11 protein-coding genes and 1 CRISPR repeat array are annotated in these 16,296 nt (G+C 59.1%); of the genes, 7 read left to right on the top strand and 4 right to left on the bottom strand.

Going from position 1 to position 16,296, the window contains the following annotated elements; translation table 11 throughout:
* Nucleotides 1–71 precede the first annotated feature (71 nt).
* Nucleotides 72–1,757, top strand: coding sequence for a sulfatase (locus tag QSJ36_RS00660; RefSeq protein WP_250715264.1), 1,686 nt, complete (start codon nt 72–74; stop codon nt 1,755–1,757).
* A 709-nt stretch (nt 1,758–2,466) separates the two neighbouring features.
* Here the strand turns inward: QSJ36_RS00660 and QSJ36_RS00665 are convergent.
* Nucleotides 2,467–2,736: a hypothetical protein gene (locus tag QSJ36_RS00665; RefSeq protein WP_285466110.1), complete on the bottom strand. Its 270-nt coding sequence runs from the start codon at nt 2,734–2,736 to the stop codon at nt 2,467–2,469.
* On the opposite strand from QSJ36_RS00665, the gene QSJ36_RS00670 reads away from it, so the two are divergent.
* The 4 genes from QSJ36_RS00670 (at nt 2,662) to QSJ36_RS00685 (ending at nt 8,174) form a co-directional block, all read left to right on the top strand.
* Complete coding sequence (locus QSJ36_RS00670; RefSeq protein WP_285466658.1) at nt 2,662–3,807, top strand: thiamine pyrophosphate-dependent enzyme; 1,146 nt, start codon at nt 2,662–2,664, stop codon at nt 3,805–3,807. The genes QSJ36_RS00665 and QSJ36_RS00670 overlap by 75 nt on opposite strands.
* A gap of 491 nt (nt 3,808–4,298) precedes the next feature.
* Nucleotides 4,299–4,977: direct repeats of the CRISPR family, unit length 31 nt; unit sequence GTCGCACCCTCACGGGTGCGTGGATTGAAAC.
* 275 nt (nt 4,978–5,252) lie between these two features.
* Entirely contained in the window at nt 5,253–5,912 is a 660-nt protein-coding gene (locus QSJ36_RS00675; RefSeq protein WP_285466100.1) for a tetratricopeptide repeat protein, read from the top strand.
* A 60-nt stretch (nt 5,913–5,972) separates the two neighbouring features.
* The gene (locus tag QSJ36_RS00680) at nt 5,973–6,869 is read left to right on the top strand and encodes a phosphatidylserine decarboxylase (RefSeq protein WP_285466101.1); all 897 of its coding nucleotides are present in this window, start codon (nt 5,973–5,975) and stop codon (nt 6,867–6,869) included.
* Between the two features lie 618 nt (nt 6,870–7,487).
* Nucleotides 7,488–8,174 carry a PEP-CTERM sorting domain-containing protein gene (locus tag QSJ36_RS00685; protein WP_146019258.1) on the top strand — a complete coding sequence of 229 codons (687 nt, stop codon included), beginning with the start codon at nt 7,488–7,490 and terminating at the stop codon, nt 8,172–8,174.
* A 98-nt stretch (nt 8,175–8,272) separates the two neighbouring features.
* Here the strand turns inward: QSJ36_RS00685 and rpe are convergent, their stop codons facing one another.
* Both rpe and leuS read right to left on the bottom strand, forming a co-directional pair.
* Nucleotides 8,273–8,926 carry a ribulose-phosphate 3-epimerase gene (gene rpe, locus QSJ36_RS00690; RefSeq protein ID WP_022396713.1) on the bottom strand — a complete coding sequence of 218 codons (654 nt, stop codon included), beginning with the start codon at nt 8,924–8,926 and terminating at the stop codon, nt 8,273–8,275.
* Between the two features lie 23 nt (nt 8,927–8,949).
* Nucleotides 8,950–11,523, bottom strand: a complete 2,574-nt coding sequence (gene leuS / locus QSJ36_RS00695) for a leucine--tRNA ligase (protein ID WP_285466105.1) — start codon at nt 11,521–11,523, stop codon at nt 8,950–8,952.
* A gap of 184 nt (nt 11,524–11,707) precedes the next feature.
* Between leuS and QSJ36_RS00700 the strand changes: the two genes are divergently transcribed.
* Nucleotides 11,708–13,393, top strand: a complete 1,686-nt coding sequence (locus QSJ36_RS00700) for a sulfatase (RefSeq protein ID WP_250715264.1) — start codon at nt 11,708–11,710, stop codon at nt 13,391–13,393.
* 709 nt (nt 13,394–14,102) lie between these two features.
* On the opposite strand, the gene QSJ36_RS00705 is transcribed toward QSJ36_RS00700, so the two are convergent.
* Nucleotides 14,103–14,846 carry a hypothetical protein gene (locus QSJ36_RS00705; protein ID WP_146017735.1) on the bottom strand — a complete coding sequence of 248 codons (744 nt, stop codon included), beginning with the start codon at nt 14,844–14,846 and terminating at the stop codon, nt 14,103–14,105.
* A 224-nt stretch (nt 14,847–15,070) separates the two neighbouring features.
* Here QSJ36_RS00705 and nspC point away from each other — a divergent pair, with 224 nt between their 5' ends.
* Nucleotides 15,071–16,273, top strand: a complete 1,203-nt coding sequence (gene nspC, locus QSJ36_RS00710; protein WP_285466114.1) for a carboxynorspermidine decarboxylase — start codon at nt 15,071–15,073, stop codon at nt 16,271–16,273.
* The last annotated feature ends 23 nt before the right edge of the window (nt 16,274–16,296 follow it).

The raw sequence follows: 16,296 nt of genomic DNA on the forward strand, positions 1-16,296 counted from the left end.
AGACCAGAGGTTGCTTGTGCGTATTTTTAGGTTGAAAGGATTTTGACGATTATATTAAATATGTTGCGACCATGAAGTTCTCCGCCTGTCTCCTGTCCGCCGCCTGCGGCGCGTTTTCCCTGCTTGCCGGGGCGTCCGCCCAGAGCAATACTTCCCACCCCGTTTCCGGAAAGAAGCCCAATATCATCGTTTTCCTGGTGGATGACATGGGCTGGCAGGATACGTCCCACCCGTTCTGGTCCGACGACCGGGGCAACCCGAAGAAGACGTTCCTGAACAAGCGCTACCGCACGCCCAACATGGAGAAGCTGGCCGCGCAGGGCATGACGTTTACGGATGCGTACGCCCACCCCCTCTGCACGCCTTCCCGCGTGAGCCTGATGTCCGGCATGAATCCGGCGCGGCACCGCGTGACCTGCTGGGTGAGGGAGCAGAACGGAACGACGGACCGCAACAACAAAAATCTCCAGCCGCCGGACTGGGCCCTCAACGGCCTCCAGCCGGTCGGGATTCCCGCCCGGGGGACGACGAAACGCCCCATTTCCGGGGAAGACATGCATTACAACATGACGCGCCCCTTCGTCACGGCGGCCACGCTGCCGGAGATGCTGAAGAAGTGCGGCTACGTCACCGTGCACTGCGGGAAGGCCCATTTCGGCACCCAGGGAACGCCGGGATCCAACCCGTTGAATATGGGGTTTGACTACAATATTGCGGGTACGGAGATCGGTCACCCGGCAGATTACCGGGGTTCCAAGCATTACGGAAAAGGGTTCAACCATGTGCGCGGGCTGGATGAGAATAATTATTACCAGGACGACGTGTTTTTGACGGAGGCGCTGACTCTTGAGGCCCTCAAGCGGCTGGAAGCCATCAGGACCAATCCGAAGGAGGCCGGCAAGCCCTTTTACCTGTACATGGCCCAGTACGCCCTGCACTCCCCGCTGGATGAACGCGCCTACGACAAGAGGTTTGCGGATTCCTACAAGAATCCGGAGGACGGGCACAAGTGGTCTCCGGTGGAGAAGCATTATTCCGGGTTGATCGAGGGGATGGACAAGAGCCTGGGGGATATCATGAAGTACCTCAAGGAGCATGACATGGACAAGAACACGGTGTTGGTGTTCATGTCGGACAACGGCGGCCTGGCCATTTCCGGCAGGCTGGGCAATGAGGACGCCAATTATCCCCTTTCCTTCGGCAAGGGATCGTGCATGGAGGGCGGCATCCGGGAGCCCATGATCGTTTCCTGGCCCGGCGTGACGAAGGGCGGTTCCAGGTGCGCTGTTCCGGTGGTGATTGACGACTTTTTCCCGACCCTTCTGGATATAGCGGGATGCCGGAACGCCAAGGTTCCGCAGAAGCTGGACGGCCTGAGCCTGGTCCCGCTGCTCAAGGGAGGCCGGTTCCCTGCGGACCGTCCCCTGCTGTTCCACCAGCCCAACAACTGGGGGGAAAACAATCGTCAGGCTCCTCAGTACGGTGCTTCCACCGCCCTGCGCCACGGGGACTGGAAGCTGATTTACCGTCATGGGAACCAGAGCTTTGAGCTGTACAACTTGAAGAAGGATATCGGTGAAAAGGAAAACCTGGCTGCCAGGGAGCCGCGGAAGTTGAAGGAAATGGCCGGCCTGATGGGCAAGCTGCTCCGCGAGCGGAAGGCGCAGATGCCCACCTACAAGAAGGGTAATGAACTGGGCGCGCCGGAAGGAAGCTCCGTTCCGTGGCCCGACCAGGTGAAGAAGGGCGGGAATTGAGATTCCGCAGCAGTTTCCGGTTTCTTTTCCATCAGGGCCGGCAGATGTGCCTCTGGTGAAGGCGGGTGAATGGGAATGCCCTGCTTCCGGCAGGGCATCCAGCTTGTGACCGCCTTTGCCGGAAGGGCAGTTTCTCCATGAAACGGGCTGTTCACAGGCGCTTTTCTCCGCGCCGCGTTCCTGTTCTGAAAAGACCTGCGGTAAGCGCCGCCAATTTCTGCGGCTTCCGCATGAACAGGCGGCCGGAGGGCGTACGCTGTTTTGATTAACGGACTTTTTTCAATATCCGTTCGCTGGCTCTCAGTTTCTTTTCATCTGCCGCAAAGGCTTGCGGCGCTCCATGCGGTTCCCGTGAAATCCTCCGGGCTTTTCAGGCAAGCCATTCCTCCGCAGGCTGTCCATGGGAAAACACGGGAAAACGGCGTATTCCCCGGCACGGCCATTCTGCCCCCATCCGGGCAGGGAGCCTCCCTGCCTTTCCTGCGGTAGCTTTTCCGATATTCAGCGGAGGAAGTTTCCCCTTCCCGGAAATACGGTCCCGCTTAAAAACGCATTTTTTCCGTTCTCTTTTTTCAGGATGAGGAGAAGGTGAAAATAACGGCAAACTTGCTTTTGTTCCGGAGGAACGGGGATAAAAAACGCCCCGCCGTACGTGCCGGCGGAGCGTGGTGGAAATTAAGGCGATGGCATCCCCGGAAGGGGAGGCATCTTAAAAGTCGTCGGAAGCGGCGTCATCCGTCGCCGTGGCGTCGCCGCCTTCAGTCGCGTTATCCGCAGCGGGAGTTTCTTCCGTTCCGGTAGCGTCTTCCGCAGGAGTTTCCTCCGTCGTGCCGGGTTCGGCAGCCGGAGCTGCGGCAGGCTTGGCGGCGGCGGCATCATCTCCGCGGAAGCCTCCGCGGACCTGCTGGAATTTGCGGAACGCACCCAGATTCCCGTGGCGACCACCCTGATGGGCATAGGAGCCATGCCGGAGACCCACCCTCTTTCCCTGCGCTGGCTGGGCATGCACGGAGCCGTGTTTGCGAACAACGCCGTGAATGAAGCGGACCTGGTGATCGCCCTGGGCGCCCGGTTTGACGACCGCGTGACCGGCGCCGTCAACATGTTCTGCCCGGACTCCACCATCGTCCACATTGACATTGACGCCAGCGAGATCAACAAGAACAAGAAGGTGGCGCACCCCATCCGCGCGAACGTGAAGGACGCCCTCCAGGTTCTCAACGCCGCTCTGGCCGCTCAAGGCTGGGAACGCAAATCCTCCGGCTTTACCCGCACTCCGGAATGGTTCGGAGTGATTGAAGACTGGAAGAAGCAATACCCCTTCTCCTATGAAGACCGCAAGGGCTATATCTCCCCGCAGGCCGTCATTGAGGAACTCTACCGCCAGACGGCGGACAAGGATCCCATTATCTGCACGGGCGTGGGCCAGCACCAGATGTTTGCCGCCCAGTTCTTCAAATTCGACAAGCCCCGTCGTCTGGCTACCTCCGGCGGCCTGGGAACCATGGGCTACGGCCTTCCCGCCGCCATGGGCGTGTGCCTGGCCTGTCCGGACAAGCTGGTGGTGAACATTGACGGAGACGGCTCCATGCTCATGAACATTCAGGAGCTGGCTACCATTCACGTGGAGCGCCTGCCTGTCAAATGCATCATCCTGAACAACCAGCACCTGGGCATGGTGGTGCAGTGGGAAGACCTGAAATATGACTCCAACCGGGCCCAGACCTTCCTGGCGGACCCGCACGACAGCTATGACCCCACCCACAAGACGGAAGACGTCATCTACCCGAACTACCCGCTCATCTGCGCCGGATTCGGCGTCAAGTGCGAGCGCGTGCTCCGCATAGAGGAACTTCCGGCGGCCATCACCCGCATGATTGAATCCCCGGAGGCGTACGTGCTGGACGTAATGGTTCCTCACGACGTGCATGTGCTGCCGATCATCCTGGGCGGCATGAGCTACAAGGACGTGATTCTGGAACGCATTGCCGGGGACGGCTCCGCCAAGAAGGCGTCCGAACTGGGCAAGGAAATTCCGACGGCCCTGTAAGGGATATTCCGTCATTCATTCGTTAACGGGAGCCGTCCGCAAGGGCGGCTCCTTTTTAATGGCAGCGGAAACCGGAGGGGAATTCGGCTTCCGGCAATGGGGAAAACGGCGCGCCGCCCGGGAGGCCTGTTGTTTATGTGTCTCCATGTTGGCGGCTCCGGGGATGCACGGTTCTGTTTGAAGGAACATGGAAGATGTTGCTGGACGCGGCAGAGGGGAACGGCTAGCATCAATGAACCAAGTTGAATGCAAGCCGGACCGGACGCGGCGAAGATGGAATATTACGGAATAACGCCGCGTCTGATGCCGCCTTGCGCCAACCCCAAGCTCACAGAAAATTCCCGGGAGACCGACGCTTGCTGCAAGTGATTGGGAAATGGATATTGACAAAAGAATCACCTCTTATCGGGCCTGACCGTATCCGGCTTCCGCATCAGGTTGGCGCAAACCCCTTGCTGCGTCCTTGATGCTCAACCCGTATCCTCCAGGCCGTCGCACCCTCACGGGTGCGTGGATTGAAACAGGTCATGGGCAAAACTCTTGTCATACACTAGTTGTCGCACCCTCACGGGTGCGTGGATTGAAACAGGCTTAATGTCATAGCATACTGCAAGGATGCAGTCGCACCCTCACGGGTGCGTGGATTGAAACTACCATATCGGCCATTTTCGGCTCCTTCCAAGCTGTCGCACCCTCACGGGTGCGTGGATTGAAACCACCGAAGGTGTATTAGAGATATAAAAGTATTAGGTCGCACCCTCACGGGTGCGTGGATTGAAACCACAATTCCGGCATTAACCGCATCTTGAATCGTGTCGCACCCTCACGGGTGCGTGGATTGAAACTTCACCAGCCGCGGCCATGTCCGGCACATGAGGGTCGCACCCTCACGGGTGCGTGGATTGAAACCAGAGTTGCTGAGGATTACCGTTGCCAGTCAGCAGTCGCACCCTCACGGGTGCGTGGATTGAAACTGTTGGGGATGGTGAACAACTCCCCGATTTCAGAGTCGCACCCTCACGGGTGCGTGGATTGAAACTCTGCCAATCAAATTTAGTGGGGGGGGCTGATGGGGTCGCACCCTCACGGGTGCGTGGATTGAAACCCGGGAGCCAAGACAAAGCGGCTTGTCCATGTCAGTCGCACCCTCACGGGGTGCGTAGAATGAATAGTGCAGTTGTTTTTAATGATGTCTGCATGGTAAGGGAGGTGATTATTTTGATAAATGGTTTTAAATGGTTATTTATTTAATATTCTTTTAAGGAGGGTTTTTATGTTGGGGAGGACGCCGGATGAACAACTTTCCGGATGGTTTATTATGGTTTCCGGACAGTCTGTCCGGAAAAGGGAAGCAGGCAAGCGGTGCATTTCCTGCGGCATGGGATATTTTTCCGCGTTCACAGTTTGTGATGGATGAAGCCGGAGCAATCCAATATAAAGATAAGATGCATATAGACTGGTTGAATGATTTTTTGGAATGGACGCCTATTTTGCTGATGGTGCTGGTAGCGGTCGTTTTTCTGGTGGCGCTGAAATGGAGAAGCGGCAGGATGAAGAAGTTTCTGGAGGAGTGGAAACGTAAGATCGTCCGGCAGGCGGAAGCCGGGAATCCCTCCGCCCAGTTCCGTCTGGGGCGCATTTACCAGGAGGGGGACGGCGTGGAGAAGGACCCGGACCGGGCGGAGGAGTGGTTTCACAGGGCGTTGCCCGGGTTGAAGCAGAAGGCGGATGCGGGAGATGCGGATGCCGCCTTTGACCTGTATGATTGTTTTCATGAAGGCCTGGGCGCGGAGAAGAGCGATACGCAGGCCCTGCACTGGCTGCAGCTTGCAGCGGAGCAGGGCAAGCCGGAGGCCATGTTTGACCTGGCCCTGGAGTACCGGGAAGGCGGCCTGGTGGAGAAGAATGAGGATTTGTTCATGTACTGGCTGCGTAAGGCTGTGGACGCGGACGAGAGGGACGCCCAGTACCTGCTGGCCGCCTGTTATGAACACGGCAATGGAGTTCCGCAGGATTTGAATCTTGCACGGGAATGGTATGACCGCGCGGCGGAAGGAAAGGATTCCGGTATGGAGGAGGATCCGGAGCGCGCACAGGAGAAATAGGAAGCGGCGAGTCTCTTTCGGCTGGACAAATGGGGAAGCGGGCGACACTCTAGGCGTTTCATGGAGGGCATACGCTATTACAACCGCTACACGGGCAGGGAAGAACGGGAACAGGTGCTGGGGGAGAAGTACCTGCAATGGATTTACGGCACTTCCACAGGCCGGGCTGCACTGCATGTCCTGATCAAGCGCGGCGTTTTTTCCCGTCTGCTGGGGTGGCTGAAGAACCGTCCTTCCAGCGCGCGTTCCATCCACTCTTTTGTGGAGGAGTACGGCATCAATATGGAGGATTCCCTCAAGGGGATGGGAGAGTTCAAGCATTTCAACGATTTTTTCTACCGCCGCCTGAAACCGGGAGCTCGCCCTCTGGCCGGTGGGGAGGATACGGCCGTTTTTCCCGCGGATGCCCGGCACATGGGCTGGGAACGCGCTGACCGAATCAAGAGCGTTTTCGTGAAGGGGCAGAGTTTTGACCTGCCCTCCCTTATGGGGAGTGAAGCGCTGGCCGGACGGTATGCGGAAGGCGCCGTCGTTTTGTCGCGCCTGTGCCCCACGGATTACCACCGTTTTCATTTTCCGGTGTCCGGGGTGCCCGGCCCGTGGACGAGGCTGGGCGGTCCGCTGGCGAGCGTGTCTCCGTACTGCCTGCGCCGCCGGCTGGCGTGGCTATGGACTAATAAAAGGAATTTGACCCTGATCCGGTCGGAGTTGTGGGGAGAGGTCGCCATGCTGGAGGTGGGCGCCACCGGGGTGGGGCTGATTGAGGAGACGTACGTTCCGGACGTTCCCGCCGCAAGAGGGGGGGAGAAGGGGTATTTTGCCTTTGGAGGCTCCACGGTGATGTGCTTTTTTGAACCGGGCAGAATACGCCTGGCTCCCGACCTTCTGGAAAAGACGGCGGAAGGCATGGAGTTGTTTGCCCGTCAGGGAGATATGATGGGCGTCTCTGCGGAGTAGCTGCGGTCCGGGAAGGGGTGCGGCCATGATGTCTCCGGATTATGAATCCGGAGTCAAGCTTACAAAATTGAAAGAAAAAGGTTTTGGAGAATTTGAGCTTGTCCATATCATGGGAATTGTCAGAGGGTGTTCCTGATGTAATGGGCTTTCTTTTCGTTCCAGTAATGGTTAATAACCATCTTTACGCTTCAGCGGCGGCCTCCATCAGGACGGGAGGCCCTGGCTCCCGGGAGATATGCGGCTGTGAAAGGGGACGGTGGAAGTGTTGATGGAGTGTGGCTTTGCGGCACTGGCGCCTGAAAGCGGCAGAGTTCCTGCTTTTCGTTGTTGAAACTCTTTCTGGAGCATAGCGGAAGTTTTTTTTAATAGCCGTCACTGCATTCCGGTGAGGGCATCCATCAGAGCCGGGAGGTCCTGGACTACCAGACGATATGCGGCCGTAAAAAGTGAATGTGGGAAATGTTGATGGAATGTCCATTTGGTGTTTTTTCCAGCCAAGCCGGGGCCTGGAGATGGACAGCTTTTCCGGATTGTAGAATCTTTAACGGATTCATAATCCGCTATTTCCTTGGGCAACGGGTTCCATTCCGTATTTCACCCATTAATAAGAATAAATTTATGAAGTGCCTATGTATTCTTGGTGTTCTGGCCAGCCTGGCAACGGCACAGGCGGCTACTGTGTTGAGCACGACGACCAAAGACGATCCTTCCACCCTGACTTCCGGGGGATACGGAGCCTATTACGGTTTTTCCTTTGACCTGGACCACATGCTTCTTTCCTCCGGGGAAGGGATTTCACCGAATTCCACGGTGTTCCTGCAATCACTGGATATTGCCAAGGCGACGAACAGGACGGATGCCACCGACGGGCTGTACGTGACGATTTTTTCCTCCGCCGCCACCAAGGACGGAACGACGTTCGTGGGGCAGTCCACGACCACCATTGACATGGCCGGAGATGGCGCCGGAGACGGAGCGGCCTCCTGGGAGAAGGCCGTGTTCAATAATTTGCAGCTTGATAGCGGCGTAACTTATTACGTGGCTTTTACGACGACGCAGATTTCAGATGCCACCAGTTGGGGTGACGTGAGCTTTTCCTCCGCCAGATTGAGGCTTGGCAAGGAAGCCGACGGCGTGGACATCGGGGATGTGTATAAGAATGCGGGCTTTACCAGTACGGAGGGTTCCGTATGGGGACCGGCGTTGAGGGCGGAAGTGACGCTGGCTGCCGTGCCGGAACCGGCTTCCGCCTCCCTCGGCCTGCTGGGGCTGGCCGCCCTGCTGATGCGCCGCCGCAGGTTCTGATTAACGGAGCCATGAATGAAAGAGTCCGGCACTCCTCCCGGGAATGCCGGATTTTTTGATTTTCCGGAATAACGGGCTGGGTAAGGACCGTTCGCAGGTTACTTCATTTCCGCAATGGCGCGGGCCATGTCCGGAGCCTTGAAGGTGGAGGAGCCCGCCACCAGCACGTCCGCCCCGGCCAGGGCGCACTGCGCGGCATTGTCTTTGCCGATTCCTCCGTCCATTTGAATCAGGAAAGGGGCCTGGTGCTCCGTGCGCCATTCGGCGGCTTTTTCCACCTTGTCCAGCACGGAGGGCATGAAGGATTGTCCGCCGAAGCCCGGCACCACGGACATGACCAGCAGCAGGTCTATTTCCTCCAGGTAGGGAACTACGGCGTCAAAGGGAGTGGCCGGGTTGACGGCCAGACCGTTTTTCACTCCGGCTTTCCGGATGCGCCTGAGGGTGTCGCGGATGTAGTGGGGGTCCCCCAGCTCTACATGGAAGCAGATGAGGTTGACGCCCGCTTTGACAAAGCGGTCAAAGTAGTGGTCCGGCCGTTCAATCATGAGGTGGGCATCCAGGAAACGGTCCGGCCCCACCGCTTTTCTGACGGCGGCGCAGATTTCCGGGCCGAAGGAGATGTTGTCCACAAAGTGGCCGTCCATGATGTCCAGGTGCAGCCAGTCGGCTCCGGAGTCAAAGGCACGGCGCGCTTCCTCCCCGATGCGGGAGAAGTCGGCGGCCAGCAGGGACGGGGCGATCATGGTCATGATGGCAGAGTCTTTCCGGGGTGTCAGTTGGCTACGATGTTGACCAGGCGGCCGGGCACGACAATTACCTTGCGCACGGTGACGCCGTCCAGGAAGATTTTTACCTTGGCGGAGGCCAGGGCCAGCTTTTCCAGTTCTTCCCGGGAGATGTCCTTGGGCACTTCCAGCTTGTCCCGCAGCCTGCCGTTCACCTGGATGACCATGGGAACGGTGTTTTCCACCAGCAGGGCTTCCTCCCAGACAGGCCAGTTTTTCTGGCAGAGCTGCGTTTCCGCCAGGGCGGGGAATTTCGCTTGCAGGCGGCTGTGAATTTCTTCCGTGAGATGGGGGGCAAAGGGGTTCAGCAGCGTCAGGAAGGCGTCATAGTCCTGTACGTCCACCACGTCCGCGGAGGTCATGGCGTTGGTGCATTCCATCATTTTGGCGATGGCGGTGTTGAAGGACATGTCATTGATGTCTTCCGTCACTTTCCTGATGGTTTTGTGCAGTTCCTTGCGCACGGGGAGCACGTCGGCTTCCGGAGCGTCCGCCGCCAGCTTGGGGTTGATTTCCCATTCGCCTTCCTGGTTTTCCCGGAAGGCCACGCGCCAGACGCGGGCCAGGAAGCGGGAGATGCCTTCCACCCCCTTGGTGGCCCAGGGCTTCACGTCCTTGAGAGGCCCCATGAACATTTCATACAGGCGCAGGGAGTCCGCTCCGTATTCGCGGACGATGTCGTCCGGGTTGACGACGTTGCCGCGGGACTTGGACATTTTCTGGCCGTCTTCCCCCAGGATGAGGCCCTGGTTGACGAGCTTCTGGAAGGGCTCGCTGGTGGTGAGGTAGCCCAGGTCAAAGAGAACCTTGTGCCAGAAGCGGGCATAGAGCAGGTGGAGCACGGCGTGTTCCGTGCCGCCCACGTACAGGTCCACGCCTCCGGGGTTGCCGGTGGAGCCCATCCAGTATTGTTCCGCCTCACGGCTGACGAAGCGTTCCGTGTTTTCCGGATCCAGGTAGCGCAGGTAGTACCAGCAGGAGCCGGCCCACTGGGGCATGGTGTTCGTTTCACGGTGGGCCGTGGGAGTGTACGCAATCCATTCCGTGGCCCTGACCAGCGGGCCGCGGGGGTCGCCCGTGGGGGCGAAGTCGTCCAGATCGGGCTGGAGCACGGGGAGTTCGCTTTCCGGCAGGGCGCGGTGGCGGCCGTCTTCCCAGACGATGGGGAAGGGTTCCCCCCAGTAGCGCTGGCGGGAGAAGAGCCAGTCACGGAGCTTGTAGTTTACCTTGCGGCGGCCCTTGCCGTTTTCCTCCAGCCAGAGGATCATTTTTTCCTTGGCTTCCGGAGTGGGCAGCCCCGTCAGGAAGCCGGAGTTCACGCTGGCGCCTTCATAACCGCAGAAGCCGCGCCAGTCAATGTCTTCACTGGGCGGCTGGACCACCTGGAGAATGGGGAGGCCGAATACCTGGGCGAAGGCGAAGTCGCGTTCGTCATGGGCCGGAACGGCCATGATGGCTCCCGTGCCGTAACCCATCAGCACATAGTCCGCAATCCAGACGGGGACCTGTTCCCCGTTGGCGGGGTTGACGGCATAGGCTCCGGTGAAGACGCCCGTTTTTTCCTTGGAGAGGTCCGTGCGTTCCAGGTCGCTCTTGGAGGCGCACTGGGCGCGGTACTGTTCCACGGCGTCTTTCTGTTCCGGCGTGGTGATGGTGTCCACCAGCGGGTGTTCCGGGGAGAGGACCATGTAGGTGGCTCCAAAGAGGGTGTCCGGCCTGGTGGTGTAAACGGTGATGGTTTCCCCGTTCAGGGTGAAGTCCACTTCCGCCCCTTCAGATTTGCCTATCCAGTTGCGCTGGAGCAGTTTGATGGATTCCGGCCAGTCCAGCGGCTCCAGTTCGTCAATGAGGCGCTCCGCGTAGTCCGTGATGCGCAGCATCCACTGGCGCAGGGGGCGGCGTTCCACCCGGTGGCCCTTGGATTTCCATTCCTCCACTTCCTCGTTGGCCAGGACGGTGCCCAGGTCCGGGGACCAGTTGACGGCCGCTTCCGCCACGTAGGCCAGGCGGCGCTGGTCGATTTCCTCGCGGCTCAGCCCCTGTTCCTCCAGTTCGGAGACGGGGCGCGCCTTTTTCAGTTCCCTGTTGTAGTAGGAGTTGTAGAGCTGGAGAAAGATCCACTGGGTCCAGCGTACGTATTCATGGTCCGTCGTGGCTATTTCCCGGTCCCAGTCATAGGAGAAGCCCAGCATCTTGAGCTGGCGGCGGAAGTTGTCAATGTTCCGGAAGGTGGTGACGGAGGGGTGCTGCCCGGTCTTGATGGCGTATTGCTCCGCGGGAAGGCCGAAGGAGTCCCACCCCATGGGGTGAAGGACGTTGAAGCCGTTCATGCGCTTGAAGCGCGCCACGATGTCCGTGGCGGTATACCCTTCCGGATGGCCCACGTGCAGGCCCGCGCCGCTGGGGTAGGGGAACATGTCCAGCACGTAGTATTTGGGTTTGGACGCGTCAAAGCCCTCTTCTCCGGGATTGCTTACTTTAAAGGTTTTCCTTTCGTCCCAGATCTGCTGCCATTTGGGTTCAAAAACGTCAAAGGGATATGGTTTCTTGCGCTCGGACATGATGGGGAGGAATGTATACTCCGCCCGCTGGCCAATCAAGCCTAAACCCGGTGGCGCAAAAGCGTTTCCGCCGCTTCCCGGAGGATGATGCCTTTTTCCGGAAAAAAGAGGAAAGACCAGAGGTTGCTTGTGCGTATTTTTAGGTTGAAAGGATTTTGACGATTATATTAAATATGTTGCGACCATGAAGTTCTCCGCCTGTCTCCTGTCCGCCGCCTGCGGCGCGTTTTCCCTGCTTGCCGGGGCGTCCGCCCAGAGCAATACTTCCCACCCCGTTTCCGGAAAGAAGCCCAATATCATCGTTTTCCTGGTGGATGACATGGGCTGGCAGGATACGTCCCACCCGTTCTGGTCCGACGACCGGGGCAACCCGAAGAAGACGTTCCTGAACAAGCGCTACCGCACGCCCAACATGGAGAAGCTGGCCGCGCAGGGCATGACGTTTACGGATGCGTACGCCCACCCCCTCTGCACGCCTTCCCGCGTGAGCCTGATGTCCGGCATGAATCCGGCGCGGCACCGCGTGACCTGCTGGGTGAGGGAGCAGAACGGAACGACGGACCGCAACAACAAAAATCTCCAGCCGCCGGACTGGGCCCTCAACGGCCTCCAGCCGGTCGGGATTCCCGCCCGGGGGACGACGAAACGCCCCATTTCCGGGGAAGACATGCATTACAACATGACGCGCCCCTTCGTCACGGCGGCCACGCTGCCGGAGATGCTGAAGAAGTGCGGCTACGTCACCGTGCACTGCGGGAAGGCCCATTTCGGCACCCAGGGAACGCCGGGATCCAACCCGTTGAATATGGGGTTTGACTACAATATTGCGGGTACGGAGATCGGTCACCCGGCAGATTACCGGGGTTCCAAGCATTACGGAAAAGGGTTCAACCATGTGCGCGGGCTGGATGAGAATAATTATTACCAGGACGACGTGTTTTTGACGGAGGCGCTGACTCTTGAGGCCCTCAAGCGGCTGGAAGCCATCAGGACCAATCCGAAGGAGGCCGGCAAGCCCTTTTACCTGTACATGGCCCAGTACGCCCTGCACTCCCCGCTGGATGAACGCGCCTACGACAAGAGGTTTGCGGATTCCTACAAGAATCCGGAGGACGGGCACAAGTGGTCTCCGGTGGAGAAGCATTATTCCGGGTTGATCGAGGGGATGGACAAGAGCCTGGGGGATATCATGAAGTACCTCAAGGAGCATGACATGGACAAGAACACGGTGTTGGTGTTCATGTCGGACAACGGCGGCCTGGCCATTTCCGGCAGGCTGGGCAATGAGGACGCCAATTATCCCCTTTCCTTCGGCAAGGGATCGTGCATGGAGGGCGGCATCCGGGAGCCCATGATCGTTTCCTGGCCCGGCGTGACGAAGGGCGGTTCCAGGTGCGCTGTTCCGGTGGTGATTGACGACTTTTTCCCGACCCTTCTGGATATAGCGGGATGCCGGAACGCCAAGGTTCCGCAGAAGCTGGACGGCCTGAGCCTGGTCCCGCTGCTCAAGGGAGGCCGGTTCCCTGCGGACCGTCCCCTGCTGTTCCACCAGCCCAACAACTGGGGGGAAAACAATCGTCAGGCTCCTCAGTACGGTGCTTCCACCGCCCTGCGCCACGGGGACTGGAAGCTGATTTACCGTCATGGGAACCAGAGCTTTGAGCTGTACAACTTGAAGAAGGATATCGGTGAAAAGGAAAACCTGGCTGCCAGGGAGCCGCGGAAGTTGAAGGAAATGGCCGGCCTGATGGGCAAGCTGCTCCGCGAGCGGAAGGCGCAGATGCCCACCTACAAGAAGGGTAATGAACTGGGCGCGCCGGAAGGAAGCTCCGTTCCGTGGCCCGACCAGGTGAAGAAGGGCGGGAATTGAGATTCCGCAGCAGTTTCCGGTTTCTTTTCCATCAGGGCCGGCAGATGTGCCTCTGGTGAAGGCGGGTGAATGGGAATGCCCTGCTTCCGGCAGGGCATCCAGCTTGTGACCGCCTTTGCCGGAAGGGCAGTTTCTCCATGAAACGGGCTGTTCACAGGCGCTTTTCTCCGCGCCGCGTTCCTGTTCTGAAAAGACCTGCGGTAAGCGCCGCCAATTTCTGCGGCTTCCGCATGAACAGGCGGCCGGAGGGCGTACGCTGTTTTGATTAACGGACTTTTTTCAATATCCGTTCGCTGGCTCTCAGTTTCTTTTCATCTGCCGCAAAGGCTTGCGGCGTTCCATGCGGTTCCCGTGAAATCCTCCGGGCTTTTCAGGCAAGCCATTCCTCCGCAGGCTGTCCATGGGAAAACACGGGAAAACGGCGTATTCCCCGGCACGGCCATTCTGCCCCCATCCGGGCAGGGAGCCTCCCTGCCTTTCCTGCGGTAGCTTTTCCGATATTCAGCGGAGGAAGTTTCCCCTTCCCGGAAATACGGTCCCGCTTAAAAACGCATTTTTTCCGTTCTCTTTTTTCAGGATGAGGAGAAGGTGAAAATAACGGCAAACTTGCTTTTGTTCCGGAGGAACGGGGATAAAAAACGCCCCGCCGTACGTGCCGGCGGAGCGTGGTGGAAATTAAGGCGATGGCATCCCCGGAAGGGGAGGCATCTTAAAAGTCGTCGGAAGCGGCGTCATCCGTCGCCGTGGCGTCGCCGCCTTCAGTCGCGTTATCCGCAGCGGGAGTTTCTTCCGTTCCGGTAGCGTCTTCCGCAGGAGTTTCCTCCGTCGTGCCGGGTTCGGCAGCCGGAGCTGCGGCAGGCTTGGCGGCGGGGGCGGCAGCCGGAGCGGTTTCTTTGGGAGGAACGACCACCTTCACGGCGGGAGGCGCCGGAACGGGCGTTTCCAGGCCGTCAGCCTTGCGTGTGCTGACGCGGAGGCCGTCCGCATAAGCCAGGTTTTTCAGGATGGCATAGCCCAGGGCGGGAGCGCGGTCCGTCGTGTTGACCAGCATCTTGAAGTGGTTGTTGACGGACATCTTGCGGGCGTCCCTGCCATTGCGGAAGGGAATGATGCCCACCAGGTTGCCGTCATTGTCAATGCAGATCGCCCAGTAGGAGCGGTCCACCTGGATGAAGTACTGCGGACGGATGTAGTCCATCGTTTTCCATTCGGCTCCCTTGATGTATTCCTCCATGGCGCGGCGCGCATTGGCCGGCATGCCGCCCCAGTCGGCGTAAACCCTGGTGGTCAGCGTTTCACGGCCGTTGTACCCGTGTACGGAAACGTGCTGGGCAGTAGCGAATTGACGGGCGTAGCTCTCGGGAGAGGTAGGTTGGCAGGAGCTGGTGAAGAGCGCTGCTCCGGCGGTCAGGATGCAGGCTGCTGCAGTGGTGAAGGGATGAATGTTAGTCATGGCAATCGCAATGGTTACGTTATAAAAGAGGAAAACACATCCCATTTCAAGGAAAAGAATGCAGGAAGTGCCGATTTGTGGCGTTTTTTGACGTTTCCGTTTGATGAGGGGAACCGCGCAGGCGCGGCGGAAGCCTTTCATGCGTGCCGCCTTGAGGGTATGATGGTAGATTACTCAAATTTTTCTCGCAAATCGTTCTGAATCGCTTAGGTTGTCGTTGCTTTATGTCCGCCTTCGTCATCAGCGAGTCTGCCCTGGAACGCAACGCCCTTATCCTGAGGGATGTGGCGGATGCCGCCGGGTGCCGTATCGTGCTGGCTCTGAAAGGTTTTTCCTGCTGGCCCTGCTTTGATGTCCTGTCCCCCTGGCTGGACGGCTGCTGCGCGTCCGGCCTGTGGGAGGCGCGGCTGGCCCGGCGCAGGTTCGGGAAGCATGTGCTGACCTATTCTCCCGGCTATGCTCCGGAAGAAATAGCGGAGTTGGCGGAGATTTCCGATCACCTTGATTTTAACAGCCTGACGCAGTGGAGCCGCTTCCGGGAGGAGGTGATGCGGCATCCCCGCTTTCTTTCCGGGGAACTGAAGTGCGGCTTGCGCGTCAATCCCCGGTTTTCCACCGGCCACACGCCCCTGTATGACCCCTGCGCGCCCGGCTCCCGCCTGGGCGTCACGCCGGACATGATGCAGGGGGCGGATTTGGCCGGCATTTCCGGCCTTCATTTCCATACCCTGTGCGAACAGGGGGCGGATGACCTGGCGGCTACGCTGGGCGCGGTGGAACGGCACTTCGGCCACATCCTGTCCCGCCCGGAGATGACGTGGCTGAACATGGGCGGGGGCCATTGGATTACCAAGCCCGGCTATGACCGGAAGCTGCTGGCGGAGCTCGTCCGCCGCATTCGCGAGCGCTACGGGGTGGAGGTCTGGCTGGAGCCGGGAGAGGCCGCAGCCATCCATACCGGCGTGCTGAGGTGCAGGGTACTGGATATTTTTTCCTCGGAAGGGGTGGAGCACGCCGTTCTGGATGTTTCCGCGTCCGCCCACATGCCGGATACGCTGGAAATGCCCTACCGCCCGGACGTATTCCAGATTGTCCGGGACGCCTCCCTCCGTTCCGCGCGGCAGCCCGCCGTGCAGATGGCCGGGGAGAGTTACGCGCTGGCGGGGAACGCCGGGGAGGGCTCCCATACGTACCGCCTGGGCGCGCCCACCTGTTTGGCGGGAGACCGGATAGGGGATTATTCCTTTGCGGAGCCCCTGGCGGCAGGCGACGAACTCGTGTTTGACGATATGGCGCATTATACGATGGTGAAGACCACGTTTTTCAACGGCGTGCGCCACCCGGACATCGCCGTCCAGAGGAAGGACGGCTCCGTGGAGACGGTGCGCCGCTTTACTTATGAAGATTTTGAAGCCCGCCTGGGCTAGAACATTTGACCAGACAGATTGAC

Source organism: Akkermansia sp. NBRC 115031 (assembly GCF_030268505.1).
Classification (GTDB): Bacteria; Verrucomicrobiota; Verrucomicrobiia; order Verrucomicrobiales; family Akkermansiaceae; genus Akkermansia; species Akkermansia massiliensis.

Excerpts from the sequence above, each read along its gene's own strand:
- QSJ36_RS00660 (WP_250715264.1), top strand. The coding sequence starts at position 72 with ATGAAGTTCTCCGCCTGTCTCCTGTCCGCCGCCTGCGGCGCGTTTTCC.
- QSJ36_RS00675 (WP_285466100.1), top strand. The coding sequence starts at position 5,253 with ATGCATATAGACTGGTTGAATGATTTTTTGGAATGGACGCCTATTTTG.
- QSJ36_RS00680 (WP_285466101.1), top strand. The coding sequence starts at position 5,973 with ATGGAGGGCATACGCTATTACAACCGCTACACGGGCAGGGAAGAACGG.
- QSJ36_RS00685 (WP_146019258.1), top strand. The coding sequence starts at position 7,488 with ATGAAGTGCCTATGTATTCTTGGTGTTCTGGCCAGCCTGGCAACGGCA.
- rpe (WP_022396713.1), bottom strand. The coding sequence starts at position 8,926 with ATGACCATGATCGCCCCGTCCCTGCTGGCCGCCGACTTCTCCCGCATC.
- leuS (WP_285466105.1), bottom strand. The coding sequence starts at position 11,523 with ATGTCCGAGCGCAAGAAACCATATCCCTTTGACGTTTTTGAACCCAAA.
- QSJ36_RS00700 (WP_250715264.1), top strand. The coding sequence starts at position 11,708 with ATGAAGTTCTCCGCCTGTCTCCTGTCCGCCGCCTGCGGCGCGTTTTCC.
- QSJ36_RS00705 (WP_146017735.1), bottom strand. The coding sequence starts at position 14,846 with ATGACTAACATTCATCCCTTCACCACTGCAGCAGCCTGCATCCTGACC.
- nspC (WP_285466114.1), top strand. The coding sequence starts at position 15,071 with ATGTCCGCCTTCGTCATCAGCGAGTCTGCCCTGGAACGCAACGCCCTT.